This is a genomic window from Klebsiella sp. GG_Kp146 (assembly GCF_040061975.1).
Classification (GTDB): domain Bacteria; phylum Pseudomonadota; class Gammaproteobacteria; order Enterobacterales; family Enterobacteriaceae; genus Klebsiella; species Klebsiella quasipneumoniae.
Genome location: NZ_JBEAHA010000004.1, coordinates 96,361 through 113,999 on the forward strand (window position 1 = coordinate 96,361; position 17,639 = coordinate 113,999).

15 protein-coding genes and 1 pseudogene are annotated in these 17,639 nt (G+C 58.8%); 8 read left to right on the plus strand and 8 right to left on the minus strand.

Features of this window, described 5'->3' with window-relative positions:
* Positions 1-481: 481 nt before the first annotated feature.
* On the minus strand, positions 482-1,951 hold the full coding sequence (locus tag ABLU95_RS06480; protein ID WP_023290447.1) for an amino acid permease: 1,470 nt from the start codon (positions 1,949-1,951) through the stop codon (positions 482-484).
* A 179-nt stretch (positions 1,952-2,130) separates the two neighbouring features.
* The gene (gene yieE, locus ABLU95_RS06485) at positions 2,131-2,997 is read right to left on the minus strand and encodes a DNA-binding transcriptional regulator YeiE (protein WP_004201638.1); all 867 of its coding nucleotides are present in this window, start codon (positions 2,995-2,997) and stop codon (positions 2,131-2,133) included.
* A gap of 265 nt (positions 2,998-3,262) precedes the next feature.
* Here yieE and ABLU95_RS06490 point away from each other — a divergent pair, with 265 nt between their 5' ends.
* Together ABLU95_RS06490 and nfo are read left to right on the plus strand one after the other, a co-directional pair.
* Positions 3,263-4,312 (plus strand): YeiH family protein, encoded by a 1,050-nt coding sequence (locus ABLU95_RS06490; RefSeq protein ID WP_060590045.1) that lies wholly within the window; start codon positions 3,263-3,265, stop codon positions 4,310-4,312.
* A gap of 71 nt (positions 4,313-4,383) precedes the next feature.
* Entirely contained in the window at positions 4,384-5,238 is an 855-nt protein-coding gene (gene nfo / locus ABLU95_RS06495; RefSeq protein ID WP_023290450.1) for a deoxyribonuclease IV, read from the plus strand.
* Between the two features lie 53 nt (positions 5,239-5,291).
* Here nfo and fruA read toward each other — a convergent pair whose 3' ends face one another.
* Genes fruA through fruB form a run of 3 tightly spaced genes read right to left on the minus strand, consistent with a single transcriptional unit; the run spans position 5,292 to position 9,072 of the window.
* Complete coding sequence (gene fruA, locus ABLU95_RS06500) at positions 5,292-6,986, minus strand: PTS fructose transporter subunit IIBC (protein ID WP_101977617.1); 1,695 nt, start codon at positions 6,984-6,986, stop codon at positions 5,292-5,294.
* Positions 6,987-7,002: 16 nt separating this feature from the next.
* Positions 7,003-7,941 (minus strand): 1-phosphofructokinase, encoded by a 939-nt coding sequence (fruK, locus tag ABLU95_RS06505; protein WP_002912941.1) that lies wholly within the window; start codon positions 7,939-7,941, stop codon positions 7,003-7,005.
* Positions 7,942-9,072, minus strand: a complete 1,131-nt coding sequence (fruB, locus tag ABLU95_RS06510) for a fused PTS fructose transporter subunit IIA/HPr protein (RefSeq protein WP_023290452.1) — start codon at positions 9,070-9,072, stop codon at positions 7,942-7,944.
* A gap of 336 nt (positions 9,073-9,408) precedes the next feature.
* Between fruB and setB the strand changes: the two genes are divergently transcribed.
* Entirely contained in the window at positions 9,409-10,590 is a 1,182-nt protein-coding gene (setB, locus tag ABLU95_RS06515) for a sugar efflux transporter SetB (RefSeq protein ID WP_032453530.1), read from the plus strand.
* A gap of 34 nt (positions 10,591-10,624) precedes the next feature.
* Here setB and ABLU95_RS06520 read toward each other — a convergent pair.
* Together ABLU95_RS06520 and ABLU95_RS06525 are read right to left on the minus strand one after the other, a co-directional pair.
* Positions 10,625-10,717, minus strand: a pseudogene (locus ABLU95_RS06520) (hypothetical protein); the annotation flags it as partial.
* Between the two features lie 34 nt (positions 10,718-10,751).
* Positions 10,752-11,006 carry a YkgJ family cysteine cluster protein gene (locus tag ABLU95_RS06525; protein WP_023290454.1) on the minus strand — a complete coding sequence of 85 codons (255 nt, stop codon included), beginning with the start codon at positions 11,004-11,006 and terminating at the stop codon, positions 10,752-10,754.
* A 147-nt stretch (positions 11,007-11,153) separates the two neighbouring features.
* Between ABLU95_RS06525 and yeiP the strand changes: the two genes are divergently transcribed.
* Positions 11,154-11,726, plus strand: coding sequence for an elongation factor P-like protein YeiP (yeiP, locus tag ABLU95_RS06530; RefSeq protein ID WP_002912951.1), 573 nt, complete (start codon positions 11,154-11,156; stop codon positions 11,724-11,726).
* Between the two features lie 71 nt (positions 11,727-11,797).
* Here yeiP and uxuA read toward each other — a convergent pair whose 3' ends face one another.
* Complete coding sequence (uxuA, locus tag ABLU95_RS06535) at positions 11,798-12,988, minus strand: mannonate dehydratase (protein ID WP_348879079.1); 1,191 nt, start codon at positions 12,986-12,988, stop codon at positions 11,798-11,800.
* 207 nt (positions 12,989-13,195) lie between these two features.
* Here uxuA and ABLU95_RS06540 point away from each other — a divergent pair, with 207 nt between their 5' ends.
* The 4 genes from ABLU95_RS06540 to mepS all read left to right on the plus strand — a co-directional run bounded on the left by ABLU95_RS06540 (position 13,196) and on the right by mepS (position 17,507).
* Positions 13,196-14,662: a fructuronate reductase gene (locus ABLU95_RS06540; RefSeq protein ID WP_101977619.1), complete on the plus strand. Its 1,467-nt coding sequence runs from the start codon at positions 13,196-13,198 to the stop codon at positions 14,660-14,662.
* Positions 14,663-14,782: 120 nt separating this feature from the next.
* Entirely contained in the window at positions 14,783-15,760 is a 978-nt protein-coding gene (locus tag ABLU95_RS06545; protein ID WP_023290457.1) for a GTP-binding protein, read from the plus strand.
* Between the two features lie 37 nt (positions 15,761-15,797).
* Entirely contained in the window at positions 15,798-16,511 is a 714-nt protein-coding gene (locus ABLU95_RS06550) for a phosphatase PAP2 family protein (RefSeq protein WP_192870662.1), read from the plus strand.
* Between the two features lie 426 nt (positions 16,512-16,937).
* Positions 16,938-17,507: a bifunctional murein DD-endopeptidase/murein LD-carboxypeptidase gene (gene mepS, locus ABLU95_RS06555; protein ID WP_004201653.1), complete on the plus strand. Its 570-nt coding sequence runs from the start codon at positions 16,938-16,940 to the stop codon at positions 17,505-17,507.
* Positions 17,508-17,639: the final 132 nt, after the last annotated feature.

A 17,639-nucleotide genomic window follows, 5' to 3' on the forward strand; every position in this document is an offset into this window, starting at 1 on the left:
ACAACCAAACAAACAAAAAAGGTGCTGCTCACACGCGCTGGCGGCCTGCCGCTCTGTCGGCGGTAGACTCGCGCTGTTTTCTCGTCGATGTGGCTGGTCGCCCGATGTCAGTCTGTACACATGGCAGAGACGGGGGGAGTGGCTTCATCCGTAATGGTCGGAAATGATAAAGATAATGATTTCTATTATCAATCTAATTATAAAGAATTGTGTCAGGCTGTAACCGTGTGGACATAAAAAAAGCCCTCTTTTCAGAGGGCTTCCGGATGATGACAAACCTGTTTTCGTTATCGTACTCATATGTCTGCCGGGTGGCGGCTTTCGCCTTACCCGGCCTACGAAAAGTTGCAATATCAAACAGTGACGCAGATATCTGTTGGCCCGCGCAAGCGCAGCGCCGCCGGGCAATTCCTGAAGATTGCACCTGGCCAGCACGATGAAGCCCTCTTTTCAGAGGGCTTTTATCGCACAATAGCGAAGATTAACGCTTAAAGCGGTCCGGGAAGGTCATTTCGCTGTAGCGAACGAAGCGGGTGCCTTTCGCCAGTTTGTACCCAAACCAGATGACGAGGAACAGCGGAATACCGATGTAGGTCGCCGCCACGCCGCCCCAGTCAATGGTGTCCTTGAGGAACGCTTCGTAGTTCTGTCCGAGGGTGATGATCAGGCACAGCACGAAGGCGAAGATCGGCCCCAGCGGGAAGAACCCGGAACGATACGGCAGATTATTAATATCGTTACCCTGCAGGACGAAGCCACGACGGAAACGATAGTGGCTGATGGCAATCCCCAGCCAGGCGATAAAGCCCGTCATCCCCGAGGTGTTCAGCAGCCACAGGTACACCGTCTGGTTACCGAACATCGAAGTCAGGAAGCACAGCGCCGCGATAACGGTGGTCGCATACAGGGCGTTGCGCGGTACGCCGCCACGCGACAGCTTCGAGAAAATGCGCGGCGCTTTGCCGTCGCAGGCCAGGGTATACAGCATACGCGTAGAAGCGTACATCCCCGAGTTACCCGCCGACAGAACGGCCGTCAGGATAACGGCGTTCATGATCGCCGCCGCCGACAGCAGACCGGCGTGCTGGAAGACCAGCGTGAACGGGCTGACGGAGATATCTTTAACGTCGTTGCGCAGCAGGCTCGGATCGGTATACGGAATGATCAGGCTGATAATCAGGATCGCGAAGACGTAGAACAGCAGGATACGCCAGAAGACCTGGCGCACCGCGCGCGGAATGTTCTTTTCCGGGTTCTCAGACTCACCGGCGGCAATACCGATAAGCTCGGTGCCCTGGAAGGAGAAGCCGACAATCATCGCCACGCCGATCATCGCCGAGAAGCCGCCGGCAAACGGCGCATCCGCGATCCCCCAGTTGCTCCAGCCGGCAGGCTGCGCCCCTTTGAAGATGCCGACAATCATCATCACGCCGACGATGATAAAGATAATGACGGTGGCCACTTTGATCAGCGAGAACCAGTATTCCGCCTCGCCAAATCCGCGCACCGAGATCCAGTTCAGCAGGAACATAATGCCGAGGAACAAGGCGCTCCAGATCCAGCCTGGGGTATCAGGGAACCAGTAGCTCATCACCAGCTGCGAGGCCACGAGGTCAACGGCGATCGTTACCGCCCAGTTGTACCAGTAGTTCCAGCCCAGCGCGAAGCCGAAGCCCTCTTCAACATAATTCTGCCCGTAAGTGGCGAAGGAACCGGACACCGGCATAAACGCCGCCAGTTCGCCCAGGCTGGTCATCAGGAAATAGACCATCAGACCGATCAGAATATAAGACAGCAGCGCCCCGCCGGGACCTGCTTGCGAAATCGTTGCGCCAGAGGCAACAAAAAGACCCGTACCGATGGAACCGCCGATGGCGATCATGGTCAAGTGGCGCGCCTTTAGTTCACGACGTAGCGTGGGCGCTTCTGTGGTTTTAGTTTCCGAAACCATGTGATAATGCTATCCATCCAAAAAATGAGGCGCGATTGTAGCAGACGATCGGGGTTCCATCCGGTACAAATGCAAAGTTATAAGAGAGCTTCATGATCGACCGCAAATTATTAGTAAAGCACTAACCTGCGGAATTGCCAGCAAATTCCCCCCTTTTATCAGGCGATAACGCCGGATCGCTACACCTGGCAATACTGTAGAAAACGTTGTAATGCTTTGGAAATATGCTTCTGCCGGTGGTGGATGCGCCACAGCGTGCGCGTCAGCCGGGGCAGCGGCACTTTCAGCTCCGCCAGCGTGCCGGAGGCCAGCTGTTCGGCAATCACCCGCCGCGATAAGCAGCTGATCCCCAGCCCATGGCGCACCGCGTGTTTGATCGCCTCCGAGTTGCCCAGCTCCATCCCCAGATGAAACGCCGGCAGATGCGACAGCAGAACGTAATCGACAATCTCCCGGGTGCCAGACCCATGCTCGCGCAGGATCCACGGCGCCTCGGCCAGCTGCTGCAGGGTCACCTCCCCCGCCAGCAGCGGCGAGTCAGGCGCGGCAAACACCACCAGCTCATCTTCCAGCCACGGCTCGGCGATAATATCGGCGGCATGGCACGGCCCCTCGATCAGACCGAAATCCACCCGCAGGTCGGCAACGGCGTTGATCACGTCCAGGCTGTTGCCCACGCTCAGCTCAACCGGCAGATCCGGGAAGTCATGGCGATAGCGGGCAATGATCTCCGGCATAATATAGTTGCCGATGGTGCTGCTGGCGTAGACCCGAATCGCCCCGTTGTCGCCGCGAAACAGCTGCTCGATCTCCAGGGCCCGCTCCAGCAACGCCAGGGCGCGCGGATAGAGCAGCCGTCCATGCTCATTGACCACCAGCCGCTTGCCGACGCGGTCGAACAGCTGTACGCCGAGCTGCCCTTCCAGATCGGTCAGCGCGGCGCTGACCGCCGATTGCGAAAGCGCCAGCATCTGTGACGCCTGAGTGGTCGACCCACTCTTATGGACTTCGGCGAACACTTCCAGCTGCCGCAGCGTAATATGCATAACCCACCCGTTTAGTAATCCAACCTGAATAACCTTCCTTACTATGGTGACACAAATCGAGGCGGCTGACGGAAGGAAAATCCGCTTACGTCACAAAATCATCGTCTTGCCGGCGAGACCGCCCCGCTTTTGCGCCTCACTCCCCTGCCCCGTTGTCCCCGGCGAAGCGGCTATTAACCACTTATTACGATTGATTATAAACATATAATCAATTTTATATTTATCACTGAGCGGCGTAACCTTCAGGCAGACAAAGGAGAAGGTTATGACAGCACTCACTTTACCCACCAAACATCGTTCCCTGTGGCATTTTGTCCCAGGCCTGGCGCTGACCGCCGCCCTGACCGGCGCCGCCCTGTGGGCCGGTAGCTTCCCGGCCATCGCCGGGGCGGGCTTCAGCGCCCTGACCCTCGCTATCCTGTTCGGGATGGTCGTCGGTAACACGGTCTATCCGAAAATCTGGCAGCCCTGCGACGGCGGGGTGATCTTCGCCAAACAGCATCTGCTGCGCCTGGGGATCATCCTCTACGGCTTCCGCCTGACGTTCGCCCAGATTGCCGACGTCGGCGTGAGCGGTATTTTGATTGACGTTCTGACGCTCTCCAGCACCTTTTTCATCGCCTGCTTCCTGGGCCAGAAAGTGTTTGGGCTCGATAAGCACACCAGCTGGCTGATCGGCGCCGGCAGCAGCATCTGCGGCGCGGCGGCAGTGCTCGCCAGCGAGCCGGTGGTCAAAGCCGAAGCCAGTAAAGTGACCGTCGCCGTCGCCACGGTGGTGATCTTCGGTACCATCGCTATCTTCCTCTACCCGGCGATGTATCCGCTGCTGGCGCACTGGTTTACCCCGGAGACCTACGGGATCTATATGGGTTCCACCATGCATGAAGTGGCGCAGGTCGTCGCCGCCGGCCATGCGGTCAGCCCGGATGCGGAGAACGCCGCGGTTATCGCTAAAATGCTGCGCGTGATGATGCTGGCCCCGTTCCTGCTGTTCCTGGCGGCGCGAGTTAAACAGCTGACCCCGGCAGGTAACGGCGAGAAAAGCAAAATCACCATTCCGTGGTTTGCCATTATGTTCATCCTGGTGGCGGTGTTTAACTCCTTCCATCTGCTGCCGAAAGCGGTCGTGGAGATGCTGGTGACGCTGGATACCGTCCTGCTGGCGATGGCGATGGCCGCTCTTGGGGTGACCACTCACGTCAGCGCGCTGAAAAAAGCCGGGGCGAAACCGCTGCTGATGGCGCTGATGCTGTTCGTCTGGTTGATTGTCGGCGGCGGGGCCATTAACGTCGCCATCCACAGCCTGATGGCATAAAGCACTACATCTTTCTCCAGTTAAGCCGCTATCATTACCCACCCCCCAGCGGCTTTAACTGGAGTTTTTTTATGAAATACGTAGGAGCGCACGTGAGCGCCTCAGGTGGACTGGCCAATGCCGCCATTCGCGCCGCCGAAATCGAAGCAACCGCCTTCGCCCTCTTCACCAAAAATCAGCGCCAGTGGCGCGCCGCGCCTCTCAGCGACCAGACCATCGCCGAATTCAAAGCCGCCTGTGAAAAGTATCACTTTGGCCCCGGACAGATCCTGCCGCACGACAGCTACCTGATTAACCTCGGCCACCCGGTGGAAGAGGCGCTGGAAAAATCCCGTGACGCCTTCATCGATGAGATGACCCGCTGTCAGCAGCTGGGGCTGACGCTGCTCAACTTCCACCCCGGCAGCCATCTGCAGCAGATCCCGGAGGAAGAGTGTCTGGCGCGCATCGCCGAATCGATCAATATCGCGCTGGCGAAGACCGAAGGCGTCACCGCGGTTATCGAAAATACCGCCGGCCAGGGCAGCAACCTGGGCTTTAAGTTCGAGCACCTCGCAGCCATCATCGACGGCGTGGAAGATAAAACCCGCGTCGGCGTCTGCATCGATACCTGCCACGCCTTCGCCGCTGGCTATGACCTGCGCAGCGCCGAAGCCTGCGAGAAGACCTTTGCCGACTTCGACCGTATCGTCGGCTTTCAGTATCTGCGCGGCATGCATCTCAACGATGCCAAGAGCGCCTTCGGCAGCCGGGTCGACCGTCACCATAGTCTGGGGGAAGGCAACATCGGCCACGATTGCTTCAGCTGGATCATGCAGGACAACCGCTTCGACGGCATTCCGCTGATTCTGGAAACCATCAACCCGGATATCTGGGCGGAAGAGATAGCCTGGCTGCGGGCGCAGCAGATCGCCGAAGTGGCATAAATAGAGACATAAAAAAAGGGCCGAACAGTCGGCCCTTTTTTATTGCGGAGAGATTATGCCGCTTTTTCGACTTCCGCTACCTGCGCTTCCGGGCGTTTCAGCACCGCGTAGGAGAGGCCCGCCACCAGCGTCCCGGCAACAATCGCCAGCAGGTAGCCCAGCACTGGCGTAATCGCCCCCGGGATCAGCAGAACAAACAGCCCGCCGTGCGGCGCCATCAGTTTCGCGCCAATCGCCATCGAGATAGCGCCGGTTACCGCGCCGCCGACGATACAGCAAGGCAGCACGCGCATCGGGTCACGGGCGGCAAAAGGAATCGCCCCTTCAGAGATAAAGCACAGGCCGAGAACCAGCGCGGCTTTACCCCCTTCCCGCTGCCCTTTGTCGAACTTATTGCGGGCAACCAGCGTCGCGATACCCATCGCCAGCGGAGGCACCATACCGGCCGCCATGATCGCCGCCATCGGCGCGTAGGTCTGGGTACTCAGCAGGCCAACGCCGAAGGCATAGGCCGCTTTGTTCACCGGGCCGCCCATGTCGGTACACATCATCGCGCCGAGGATCGCGCCCAGCAGAACCGCGTTGGCGGTGCCCATGGTTTGCAGCCAGTGGGTCAGCCAGGCGAGGATACCGGCGACCGGTTTACCAATCAGGTAGATCATCGCCAGGCCCACGATCAGGCTGGAGACCAGCGGAATGATCAGGATCGGCTTCAGCGCTTCCATACTCTGCGGCAGTTTCAGCTTAGTGCTGATGGCTTTCGCCACGTAACCGGCAAGGAAACCGGCAATGATCCCGCCGATAAAGCCGGAGCCGCCGCTGACCGCCAGCATACCGCCGATAAGACCCGGGGTCAGACCCGGACGGTCGGCAATGGAGAAGGCGATAAAGCCCGCCAGCACCGGCACCATCAGCGCGAAGGCCGAGCCGCCGCCGATTTGCATCAGCGCCGCCGCGAGGGTGTCTTTCACTTCAAACGCTTTGATCCCGAAGGCAAAGGAGAGCGCGATACACAGGCCGCCCGCCACCACCATCGGCAGCATGTAGGAGACGCCGGTCAGCAGGTGGCGGTAGGCGCCCGCCGACTCTTTTTTACCTTCGCCAGCAGCCTGAGGTTTACCGGAAGGCTGGTACGGTTTGGCTTCAGCCACCGCTTTGTCCAGCTCCTGGGCGGTTTTCTTCAGCGCCAGACCGGTGGTGGTGCGATACATCGGCTTGCCGGCGAATTTCGCCAGGTCGACTTCGATATCGGCGGCGACGATCACCAGATCCGCCTCGGCCACCTCTTCCGGGGTGATAGCATTGCCCGCGCCGACGGAGCCGCGGGTTTCCACTTTCACCCACCAGCCGCGTTTTTTCGCTTCGGTTTCAATGGCTTCAGCCGCCATAAAGGTATGGGCAACGCCGGTCGGACAGGCGGTGACCGCGACAATACGTTTCGGTCCGCCGGTGGCCGCCGGGACTGCCGCGGCGGCAGGCGCCGCGTACGGCGTCGCGTGGCCTTTAGCTTCGCTGAGGAACAGCTCCGGGTGCGCCACGGCGCGATTAATATCGCCGAGGAAAACCTGTTTGCCGTTCAGCGCGCTGTCAGTGGGCAGCGCCGACCCGAGAACAATCACCAGTTCGGCGTCGTTCGGATTATCAATCAGTTCAAGTTGCGCTTTTGGAGCTGCGGCACCCAGCAGGGTTTTCGCCATATAGGCGCGCGCCTGTCCGAGTCCGGCATCAATAATCAGCAGCGTTTTCATTATGCCTCTCCTGCTGTCAATTAAAGGGTTGTAAGTCGACGCGCGCCATCATCGCGGCCAACTGGGTACGGTCGGTGATCCCGACGTTGCTCTGGCTGACGGCCAGGGCAGCGACGGCGGTCGCCAGGCGCAGGGTATGCTCGCTGGATTCACGCATCAGCAGGCCGTAAATCAGGCCGCCGACCATCGAATCGCCGGCGCCAACGGTGCTGACCACTTCGACTGAAGGCGGTTTGGCAATCCACTCGCCGGAGGCGTTCACCCACAGCGCGCCCTCTTCGCCCAGGGAAATCACCACGTGGGCGATCCCCTGCTCGCGCAGCGCATGGGCGGCGTCGATAACGTCTTTCATCTCCGGCAGCTTACGGCCAGCCCAGATCTCCAGCTCGCGACGGTTCGGTTTCACCAGCCACGGCGCCGCTTTCAGTCCGGCAACCAGCGCTTCGCGGCTGCTGTCGAAAATGATGCACGGGCACTGGCTGCGCAGACGGGTCATCCAGTCGGTAAAGGCCTCCGGGCTGACGCCGGACGGCAGGCTGCCGCTGACGCAGACCATATCGAACTGCCCCAGCCAGCTCAGGGAGTCGTTGACGAAGCGTTCCCAGTCGCCTGGGGTCACTTCAAAGCCGGAGAAGTTGAAATCGGTCACTTCGCCATCTTTTTCCGTCAGCTTAACGTTGATGCGGGTCCGCCCCTGCACCACCTGGAAACGGTTGGCGATCCCCAGCTCGCTGAACAGCTGCTGAAAGCCATCCTGGTTGTCTTTCCCCAGGAAGCCGCCGACGGTGACGTCAATACCAAGATCTTTCAGCACTTTCGCCACGTTGATGCCTTTCCCGGCGGCGTGCAGGCCGGTGGTACGCACCAGGTTCACTTCACCGCGCTCGATCTCCGGGGTGAAGCCCACCAGATCGTACGCCGGGTTTAAAGTAATGGTTGCTACACGTCTGCTCATTTATGCGCCCTCCCCAAGGCCTGCGGCGATCGCTTCGCCAATCGCATCCAGCGCTTGTTGCGCATCCTCACCCTGCGCGGTAAAGCGCAGACGGTGACCTTTTTTCACACCCAGCGCCACGACCTTCATCAGGCTGCGGCCGTTGGCCGGCTTGCCGGAACCGTCGAGGTTAGTGACGGTGACGTCGCTGGAAAATTGTTTAATGGTGTTGACCAGCATGGTGCCCGGACGGGCGTGCAGGCCGTGCTCATTGCGCACCACGAATTCGGCGCTCAGCACATCTTCGGCAATCGCGTCGTCGCTGGTCAGCAGCGCCAGCACGGTGGCGGCGTCGGCTTTCAGCAGATGGTCAGCTTTCTTGTCCAGCAGCAGCTTGCTCAGGCGGTTCAGCACCGCGGTTGGCTGATCGTCGGTCATCGCCACCGTGACCAGCAGGGAAACTGGCTGGTCGTCGCGGGTGAAGGCGGTGGCGGCGCGGCTGACCGCCACGGCGCTGCGCAGATTGCCTTCGGCGCTGTCGTTCAGCCAGATACCCTGACCGAGGTTCAGCGGCGTATCGTTAATGACGTGGCTAACGAAGGCGGAATCCACAGCGCCTGCTTCTTTCAGACGCGCGGCGTTCAGCGCCTGCAGGGTCAGCAGATCGCTGGCCGCGACGTCGAGACTCAGGGTCTCGTTGTCCAGCTTCAGCGCTTCGCTCTGTTTCTCCCCCATCAGCAGCGCACGCAGCTCTTCCGCGGTGGTGGCGGACTGCAGCTGGGCGGCGACCGCGTCATCGCTCAGCACATGGGTCAGCTGACGCAGCAGGCCGAGGTGTTCATCTGAGCTGGCGGCAATCCCGATCGCCACATAGGCGGTCTGCCCTTCGCCCCAGGTGACGCCCTGCGGGAACTGAAACACCTGAACGCCGGTCTTCAGCACCTGGTCACGCGTATCCGTCGTGCCGTGCGGGATCGCGATCCCGTTGCCGAGGAAGGTGGAGGTCTGCTGCTCGCGCGCCAGCATGCCGTTCACGTAGCCATCGGCCACGTTGCCAGCGCTGACCAGCGCGGCGGCGACCTGCCGGATGGCCTCTTCTTTATTACCGGCCTGCTGGCCGGGATGAATATCCTGCACAGATAACTGGAACATGGTTCTCCTCTCCTGCTGAATTGAATCGTTTCAGCTAACTTGAGAAAAAAGGCGCCATCTGACGGTAAACGATATGCCGAATGACGCTGAAACGTTTCAAGAATTCTGTACCTTTCTTGCTCAACGCGCAAGGTACGTCAGCGACTTGATTGCAGAACTTAGAGGTACTGCACACTTTTGCTGAAGCCCTGGCGCCTGGCCGCGGTAAACGTCAGCTTTTTGCTGAACCCTCTATTTTGAAACGCCTTTTTAATTATTCGTGCCATACTACTGTTTATTTTCAGCCAGCAGGCGTAAACTCCGCGCCGTCTCCTGAAACTACAGAAAACCAAACACATGGAAAACCGAAGCGCCGCCCTTCCCCGACGCGGGTTCGATGTCACCTCTTCCGCCTTCCTGATCGTCGCCTTTCTGACGGGCATTGCCGGGGCGTTGCAGACGCCAACCCTGAGCCTGTTTCTGACCAATGAAGTGCATGTCCGCCCGGCGATGGTGGGTTTCTTTTTTACCGGTAGCGCCGTCATCGGCATTCTGGTCAGCCAGTTCCTCGCCGGACGTTCTGACCGTCAGGGCGATCGCAAGCAGCTGATTGTCGTCTGCTGCCTGCTGGGGGTGCTGGCCTGCGTGCTGTTTGCCTGGAACCGGAACTATTTCATTTTGCTGTTCATCGGCGTATTCCTTAGCAGCTTTGGTTCGACCGCCAACCCGCAGATGTTCGCCCTCGCGCGCGAGCATGCCGACAAAACCGGCCGCGAAGCGGTGATGTTCAGCTCCATTTTGCGCGCCCAGGTCTCGCTGGCCTGGGTGATTGGTCCCCCGCTGGCCTATGCGCTGGCGATGGGGTTTGGCTTTACCGCGATGTACCTCAGCGCCGCGGCGGCGTTTATCGTCTGCGGGATCATGGTCTGGCTGTTCTTGCCCAGCATGCGCAAAGCCAAGGCGGTGGCGACTGGCCGGCTGGAAGCCCCGCGCACGCACCGCCGCGATGCGCTGCTGCTGTTCAGCATCTGCACGCTGATGTGGGGCACCAACAGCCTGTACATCATTAATATGCCGCTGTTTATCATTAACGAGCTGCATCTGCCGGAGAAGCTGGCCGGCCTGATGATGGGGACCGCCGCCGGGCTGGAAATTCCCACCATGCTGATTGCCGGTTACTACGCCCGGCGCTTCGGTAAACGCTTTCTGATGCGCCTTTCCGCGGTGGCTGGGGTGCTGTTTTATGTGGGCATGCTGACGGTGCATACGCCGGCGCTGCTGCTGGCGATGCAGGTGCTGAACGCCATCTATATCGGGATCCTCGCCGGGATTGGCATGCTTTATTTCCAGGATTTGATGCCCGGGCAGGCGGGCGCGGCCACCACCCTCTACACCAATACCACCCGCGTCGGCTGGATCATCGCCGGCTCACTGGCGGGCGTGGTGGCAGAGATCTGGAGCTATCATGCGGTGTTCTGGATAGCGCTGGTTATGGGGATCGCCACCCAGGCCTGCCTGTGGCGGATCAGGGACGTATAGATAAGGTTGCCCGGCCGGAGCCGGGCAGTGCGGATTAGTGATCCAGATAGAGATAATGCAGCCAGCTGGTCATGCGCAGCAGCACCTTGCGCATAATCGACACATGGGCAAAATAATCGGTATACACATATCAAAAACCTGTCTCATTTGCTGCTTTAAGCTCAGGGCGCGGTGGCCAGCTCAAGCTCCAGCAGCCAGGTGATGGCGTCATCACGATGAGTGAAGCACATCTCCGGCGAGGGCTGCAGGCTGGCGCATACCTTCGGACGCAGTGGGGAGCCGAAAATCAGACACAGATTGTGCTCGGAGAGCTGAATACAGCGGGTATTGGCCGGCTTGCCCTGCGGCATGCCGGGGATCGGCGAGGATATAGAGGGGGCGATGCAACATGCGCCACAATCAGTACGACATTCCACAACCCAGCTCCCAAACGCTCATTTTGCGCCACAGCCTAAACGTTTTGCCAGAAGATAGCAAAACTCGCGAATTCCACTTGCCTGAACGCCCGGGCGCGAGTAGTTTTACGCGATATTTTTGACTCGTTAAGTGACAGGATTACTGCAATGCCAAGAGCGAATGAAATTAAAAAAGGTATGGTGCTGAATTACAACGGCAAGCTGCTGATTGTGAAAAATATCGATATTCAGTCACCCAGCGCCCGCGGTGCTGCGACACTGTATAAAATGCGCTTCTCCGATGTGCGTACCGGCCTGAAAGTAGAAGAGCGCTTCAAAGGCGACGATATCGTCGATACCGTGACCCTGACCCGCCGTTTCGTTGACTTCTCCTATGTCGATGGCAACGAATACGTGTTCATGGATAAAGAAGACTACACCCCTTACACCTTCACGAAAGAGCAGATCGAAGAAGAGCTGCAGTTTATTCCGGAAGGCGGCATGCCGGATATGCAGGTGTTGACCTGGGACGGCCAGCTTCTGGCGCTTGAGCTGCCGCAGACCGTGGACCTGGAAATTATCGAAACCGCGCCGGGTATTAAAGGGGCATCCGCCAGCTCCCGCACCAAGCCCGCCACCATGAGCACCGGCCTGGTGATTCAGGTGCCGGAATACCTGACCACCGGTGAGAAAATCCGCATTCATATCGAAGAGTGCCGCTATATGGGCCGCGCGGATTAATTTTCCGTGACGAGTTGACCAGAAAAAAGGACAGCCGCTGGCTGTCCTTTTTGTTATCCCCGTTGCCGCGATTACAGCAGTTCAGGGTATTTGGTCATCTTCAGCGCCAGCTCCACGCCGCGCACTTCCGCCATCCCCTTGAGACGGCCAATCGCCGAATAGCCTGGGTTGGTTTTCTTGCGCAGATCGTCCAGCATCTGATGACCATGATCCGGACGGAACGGGATCGGGCGCAGATCGCCGGCCTGTTTACGCCGCTGCTCTTCACGCAGAATCGCATCCACCACCGCCACCATATTGACGTCGCCGCTAAGGTGCGCCGCCTCGTGGAAGGTTTTCGGGTTCGCCTCGCGGCAGGTGGCGCGCAGATGGGTAAAGTGGATGCGATCGCCAAAGGTCTCCACCATCTTCACCAGATCGTTATCGGCGCGGACGCCATAGGATCCGGTGCACATGGTAAAGCCATTGTTGATGCTGTCCACTGTCTCTTTCAGCCACTGCATATCTTCGATGGTCGACACGATACGCGGCAGGCCCAGGATCGGCCGCGGCGGATCGTCCGGATGCACTGCCAGTCGGATCCCCACCTCTTCGCACACCGGTACGATGGCCCGCAGGAAATAGGCCATATTTTCGCGCAGCTGCGCTTTATCGATGTGGTCATATTCCGCCAGGCGCGCGCGGAACTGGTCGAGGGTGTAGCCCTCTTCCGCCCCCGGCAGGCCGGCGATGATATTGCGGGTCAGTTTCTCAATGTCCGCTTCGCTCATCGCCTTGTAATACGCCTCGGCCTGGCGCTGCTCTTCTTCGCTGTAATCCGCTTCCGCCCTCGGGCGTTTGAGGATATGCAGCTCAAAGGCGGCGAAGGCGATCTGATCGAAACGCAGCGCCCGGGAGCCGTCCGGCAGCTCATATTCCAGATCGGTGCGCGTCCAGTCAAGGATCGGCATAAAGTTGTAGCATACGGTATCGATACCGCAGGCCGCGAGGTTGCGGATGCTCTGCTGATAGTTGGCAATCCAGGTCGTATACTGCCCGCTGTGGGTTTTAATATCCTCGTGCACCGGAATGCTTTCGACCACCGACCAGGTCAGCCCTTTCGCCGCTAACAGCGCCTGACGCTCTTTTATCTCGTCGACCGGCCAGACCTGACCGTTTGCAATATGGTGCAGCGCAGTGACGACCCCGGTCGCCCCCGCCTGTCGTACATCATCAAGCGATACCGGATCGTTCGGCCCATACCACCGCCAGGTTTGCTCCATCGCTATGCCCTCACAAAAGTTGTTATACCAATAATGGCGACAATCATGACGACTACCATACATGTTTCTCGTCAGGCTGCAAACAGAGCCGGCGCATTGATTGATCCAGCTCACAGTCAGCGGATAATTTCGGCTTACCAATTTAATTTCCTGTCATATAACTTTAGACTGGCAATGTTAATAAGCAGTTAAACAGGTGTGTAAAGAATGACAACAATTGCAACCGCTACGCTACCGGAAAACGTGCAACGTCCTCAGTACGATCGCAGCCAGCTCCGCTCGCGTATTGTCCATTTCGGCTTTGGCGCGTTTCATCGCGCGCACCAGGCGCTGCTGACCGATCGCGTGCTGAATAACATCGGCGGCGACTGGGGGATCTGCGAAATCAGTCTGTTCAGCGGCGATACGCTGATGAGCCAGCTTCGCGAACAGGACCACCTGTTTACCGTACTGGAAAAAGGCGCCGACGGTAATCAGCCCATTGTTATCGGCGCGGTGCACGAATGCCTGAACGCCAGGCTCGATTCGCTGGCGGCGATTATCGAGAAATTTTGCGAGCCGCAGGTAGCGATTGTCTCGCTGACCATCACGGAAAAAGGCTATTGCATCGATCCGGCGACCGGCAAGCTGGATCCGACGCATCCGCGTATCGTTCACGATCTGGAAAATCCGATGCTGCCGCAGTCGGCTCCCGGTATTTTAGTTGAAGCGCTGGCCCGCCGCCGGGAACGGGGCCTGCCGCCCTTTACCGTGCTCTCCTGCGATAACATTCCCGACAACGGCCACGTGGTGAAAAATGCCGTCCTCGGCATGGCGGAAAAACGCAGTCCGGCGCTGGCGAGCTGGATCGCCGACAACGTCAGCTTCCCGGGCACCATGGTGGATCGCATTGTTCCCGCCGCCACCGCGGAGTCGCTGGCGGAAATCGCCGCCGTGCTGGGGGTGGAAGATCCCTGCGCCATCAGCTGCGAACCCTTCATTCAGTGGGTGGTCGAAGACCACTTTGTCGCCGGGCGCCCCGCCTGGGAGACGGCGGGCGTGCAGATGACCGACGACGTGCTGCCCTGGGAGCAGATGAAGCTGCGGATGCTCAACGGCAGCCACTCTTTCCTCGCCTGGCTTGGCTATCTGGCAGGTCATGCGCACGTCAGCGACTGCATGCAGGATGAGGTCTTCCGCCGCGCCGCCCGCCAGCTGATGCTTGACGAACAGGCCCCGACGCTGACCATTACCGGCGTCGATCTGGCGGCCTATGCCGACAGCCTGATCGCGCGCTTCAGCAACCCGGCGCTCAAACACCGTACCTGGCAAATCGCCATGGACGGCAGCCAGAAGCTGCCCCAGCGTATGCTCGACGGTATTCGCGTGCATCTTGACCGCGGCAGCCGCTGGCCGCTGCTGGCCCTCGGCGTAGCCGGCTGGATGCGCTACGTCAGCGGTACGGACGATGCCGGTCAGGCCATCGACGTCCGCGATCCGCTGGTGGACAAGATCCAGCAGCGGGTGGCGCAGAGCGATGAGCAGCAGCGCGTTGACGCCCTGCTGGGTCTGGAGGAAATATTTGGCCGCGACCTGCCGCGCAACGCGCAGTTTGTCGCCGGGATCCGCGCCGCCTGGCAGCAGCTGGCGATGCACGGCGCCCGCGAGGCGGTTGCCCGCGCGCTCAATTCTTAACAATATTTGCGCTTATGCGGACAGAATTTCCTTCTGTCCGCCTCAGGACTTCTCTTTTCCCTCTTTTTTCGTCAGGATAGACGTAACTGTTACAACATTACATTTATCCAGGAGAAAAGAGTGACCAGAACCAATTTGATCACCGGCTTTCTCGGCAGCGGTAAGACGACCTCGATTCTTCATCTGCTGGCGCAGAAGCCTGCGGATGAAAAATGGGCCGTACTGGTTAACGAGTTTGGCGAAGTCGGGATAGACGGCGCCCTGCTGGCCGACAGCGGCGCCCTGCTCAAGGAGATCCCCGGCGGCTGCATGTGCTGTGTCAATGGCCTGCCGATGCAGGTCGGGCTGAATACCCTGCTGCGCCAGGGGAAACCCGATCGTCTGTTGATTGAGCCCACCGGACTTGGCCATCCAAAGCAGATCCTCGATATCCTCACCGCGGCGGTGTATGAACCCTGGATCGATCTGCGCGCGACCCTGTGCATTCTCGATCCGCGTCAGCTACTGGACGAGAAAGCGGTCAACAACGACAACTTTCGCGACCAGCTGGCGGCGGCGGATATCATCGTGGCCAATAAAAGCGATCGGGAAACGCCCGAAAGCGCTCAGGCGTTTGTCGACTGGTGGCAACGCTGGGGCGGCGATCGCCGCCAGGTGTCGGCGACCCAGGGTAATATCGACCTGGCCCTGCTTGATGAACCGCGGCGCAATACCGCCCCGCTGCCGGCGAGCGCGGAGCACGCCCACCGCCATCCCCCCACAGCCGGTCTCGCCGCCCTTAGTCTGGCGGAACACCAGCGCTGGCGCCGCCACCTTAACAGCGGCCAGGGCTATCAGGCCTGCGGCTGGATCTTCGACGCGGAAACGGTCTTTGACACCATCGCCCTGCTGGAGTGGGCCCGGCTGGCGCCGGTGGCGCGCGTCAAAGGTGTGCTGCGCATTGCCGAAGGGGCGGTGCGGATCAACCGCCAGGGCGAGGATCTGCATATCGAGACCCTTAGCGTCGCCCCGCCCGATAGCCGCATCGAGCTTATCTCCGCCCATGAAGCCGACTGGAACGCGCTCCAGACCTCATTGTTGAGGCTTCGTTTAAGTTAAGGCGGCTAAGGTTGCCGCCGACTGTCACAAAATCGCAATGGCTATGATGAAAAACCGAATTCCTTTAATCCTGCTGCTTAACTTCGCGGGTGTGGCGCTATTTTGCTCCTGGTATCTGCCAGCCAACCACGGCGCGTGGGCGCCGGTAGACGCCGCGATCTTCCATTTCTTTAACCATGGCGTCAGCGTCAGCCGCGCTTACGCCTGGCTGCTGGCGATCATCAACAATCGCGCCTTCGACGCCTGCTCGCTGCTGGCGATGGGTTGCCTGATGCTCAGCTATTGGCTCAAGGCGCCGGCGGCAGGCCGTCGTCAGATCGCTATTATGGGCGTGGTAATGCTGCTGGCGGCGGTGATCATCAACCAGCTGGCGCAGCACCTGATGCCGGTTCAGCGCGCCAGTCCGTCGCTGTTTTTCAGCGATGTCACCCGCGTCAGCGACGTCGTTAACTTCCCCACAAAGGATGCTTCCAAGGACAGCTTCCCCGGCGATCATGGGATGATGCTGCTGATCTTCGCGAGCTTTATGTGGCGCTATTTTGGCCGCCGCGCGCTGGCCGTGGCGCTGGTGATATTTGTGGTCTTTGCTTTCCCGCGGGTGATGATTGGCGCCCACTGGTTCAGCGATATTGCTGTCGGCTCTCTGACCGCCGTGCTGATTGGCGCGCCCTGGGTATTGATGACGCCGCTGAGCGATAAACTGATCGCCTTTTTCGATCGCTACTTACCCGGCGGAATATCGGCCAAATAAAGCCGTGGGCAGCCGCCAGGGGCATTATCTATAAGGGGACCTTTTGGGTCCCTTTTTTCAATTTTCCTTTTTTTCAACATCGCGTTCATCTTCTGGTCACATTAATCCCGTGACAAATGAAGGAATTGTCTGTTTTTTGCCCGGAATTGCCGCAATTTTGACCTTTCCCGATGATTCACTTTTTGTCACCAAAATACTTATAAGAAATCGCGCAAAACCGCTCGCCATGCGGCGTTTGATAGGGTAATCTCGTTCTCGTTTTGCCTTTTCCGCAACATTAATTCAGGCCCTGAATAAAATTGTGCGTGACTGCACAAATTTAAGCTTAAGGAATTGTCTCATTGCGGATGGGTATTTAGGCTCTAACACGTTTGGCATTTTTTATAACGACATTGTCGTTAAGGACAACAAGGGAAAATAAACAGCATGGTCAAATCTCAGCCGATTTTGAGATACATCTTGCGGGTAGCCCCCGCGATTGCAGTAGCGGTTCTGCTTTCCGCGTGTAGTTCAACAAGTACCGCCAGGAATATGCATTCTGAGACGCATGCTGTGGGTAGTGGCGATTTATCATCACTGCAAGCCTCTCAGGATGAATTTGAAACGATGGTCCGTAACCTGGACGTGAAGTCCCGTTTAATGGATCAGTATGCCAGCTGGAAAGGCGTGCGTTACCGCCTCGGCGGCAGCACTCGCAAAGGTATCGACTGCTCGGCGTTCGTGCAGCGCACCTTCCGCGAACAATTTGGTCTGGAACTGCCGCGTTCAACTTCTGAACAGCAGGAAACCGGAAAATCGATTTCCCGTACCCAGCTGCGTACTGGCGATCTGGTTCTGTTCCGCGCCGGCTCTACCGGCCGCCATGTCGGGATCTACCTCGGCAACAACCAGTTTGTTCACGCCTCTACCAGCAGCGGAGTGACCATCTCCAGCATGGATGAGCCATACTGGAAAAAGCGCTACAACGAAGCGCGTCGAGTCCTGAGCCGCTCGTAAACTGTCCTCTACCGCCGCCGGTTATCCCTTGGCTGGAAGCGGGATAAAAAACACTGCCCCGGCAGTGTTTTTTTTTGCCACCTGATTCTGAACGACGCAAAATAAGCTATGTCTTTTAAGTGGGAATGAGAA

Coding starts and splice junctions, on each gene's coding strand:
- fruB (WP_023290452.1), bottom strand. CDS start 9,072: ATGTTCCAGTTATCTGTGCAGGATATTCATCCCGGCCAGCAGGCCGGT.
- uxuA (WP_348879079.1), bottom strand. CDS start 12,988: ATGGAGCAAACCTGGCGGTGGTATGGGCCGAACGATCCGGTATCGCTT.
- nfo (WP_023290450.1), top strand. CDS start 4,384: ATGAAATACGTAGGAGCGCACGTGAGCGCCTCAGGTGGACTGGCCAAT.
- setB (WP_032453530.1), top strand. CDS start 9,409: ATGGAAAACCGAAGCGCCGCCCTTCCCCGACGCGGGTTCGATGTCACC.
- ABLU95_RS06490 (WP_060590045.1), top strand. CDS start 3,263: ATGACAGCACTCACTTTACCCACCAAACATCGTTCCCTGTGGCATTTT.
- yeiP (WP_002912951.1), top strand. CDS start 11,154: ATGCCAAGAGCGAATGAAATTAAAAAAGGTATGGTGCTGAATTACAAC.
- ABLU95_RS06540 (WP_101977619.1), top strand. CDS start 13,196: ATGACAACAATTGCAACCGCTACGCTACCGGAAAACGTGCAACGTCCT.
- ABLU95_RS06480 (WP_023290447.1), bottom strand. CDS start 1,951: ATGGTTTCGGAAACTAAAACCACAGAAGCGCCCACGCTACGTCGTGAA.
- mepS (WP_004201653.1), top strand. CDS start 16,938: ATGGTCAAATCTCAGCCGATTTTGAGATACATCTTGCGGGTAGCCCCC.
- ABLU95_RS06550 (WP_192870662.1), top strand. CDS start 15,798: ATGGCTATGATGAAAAACCGAATTCCTTTAATCCTGCTGCTTAACTTC.
- yieE (WP_004201638.1), bottom strand. CDS start 2,997: ATGCATATTACGCTGCGGCAGCTGGAAGTGTTCGCCGAAGTCCATAAG.
- fruK (WP_002912941.1), bottom strand. CDS start 7,941: ATGAGCAGACGTGTAGCAACCATTACTTTAAACCCGGCGTACGATCTG.
- fruA (WP_101977617.1), bottom strand. CDS start 6,986: ATGAAAACGCTGCTGATTATTGATGCCGGACTCGGACAGGCGCGCGCC.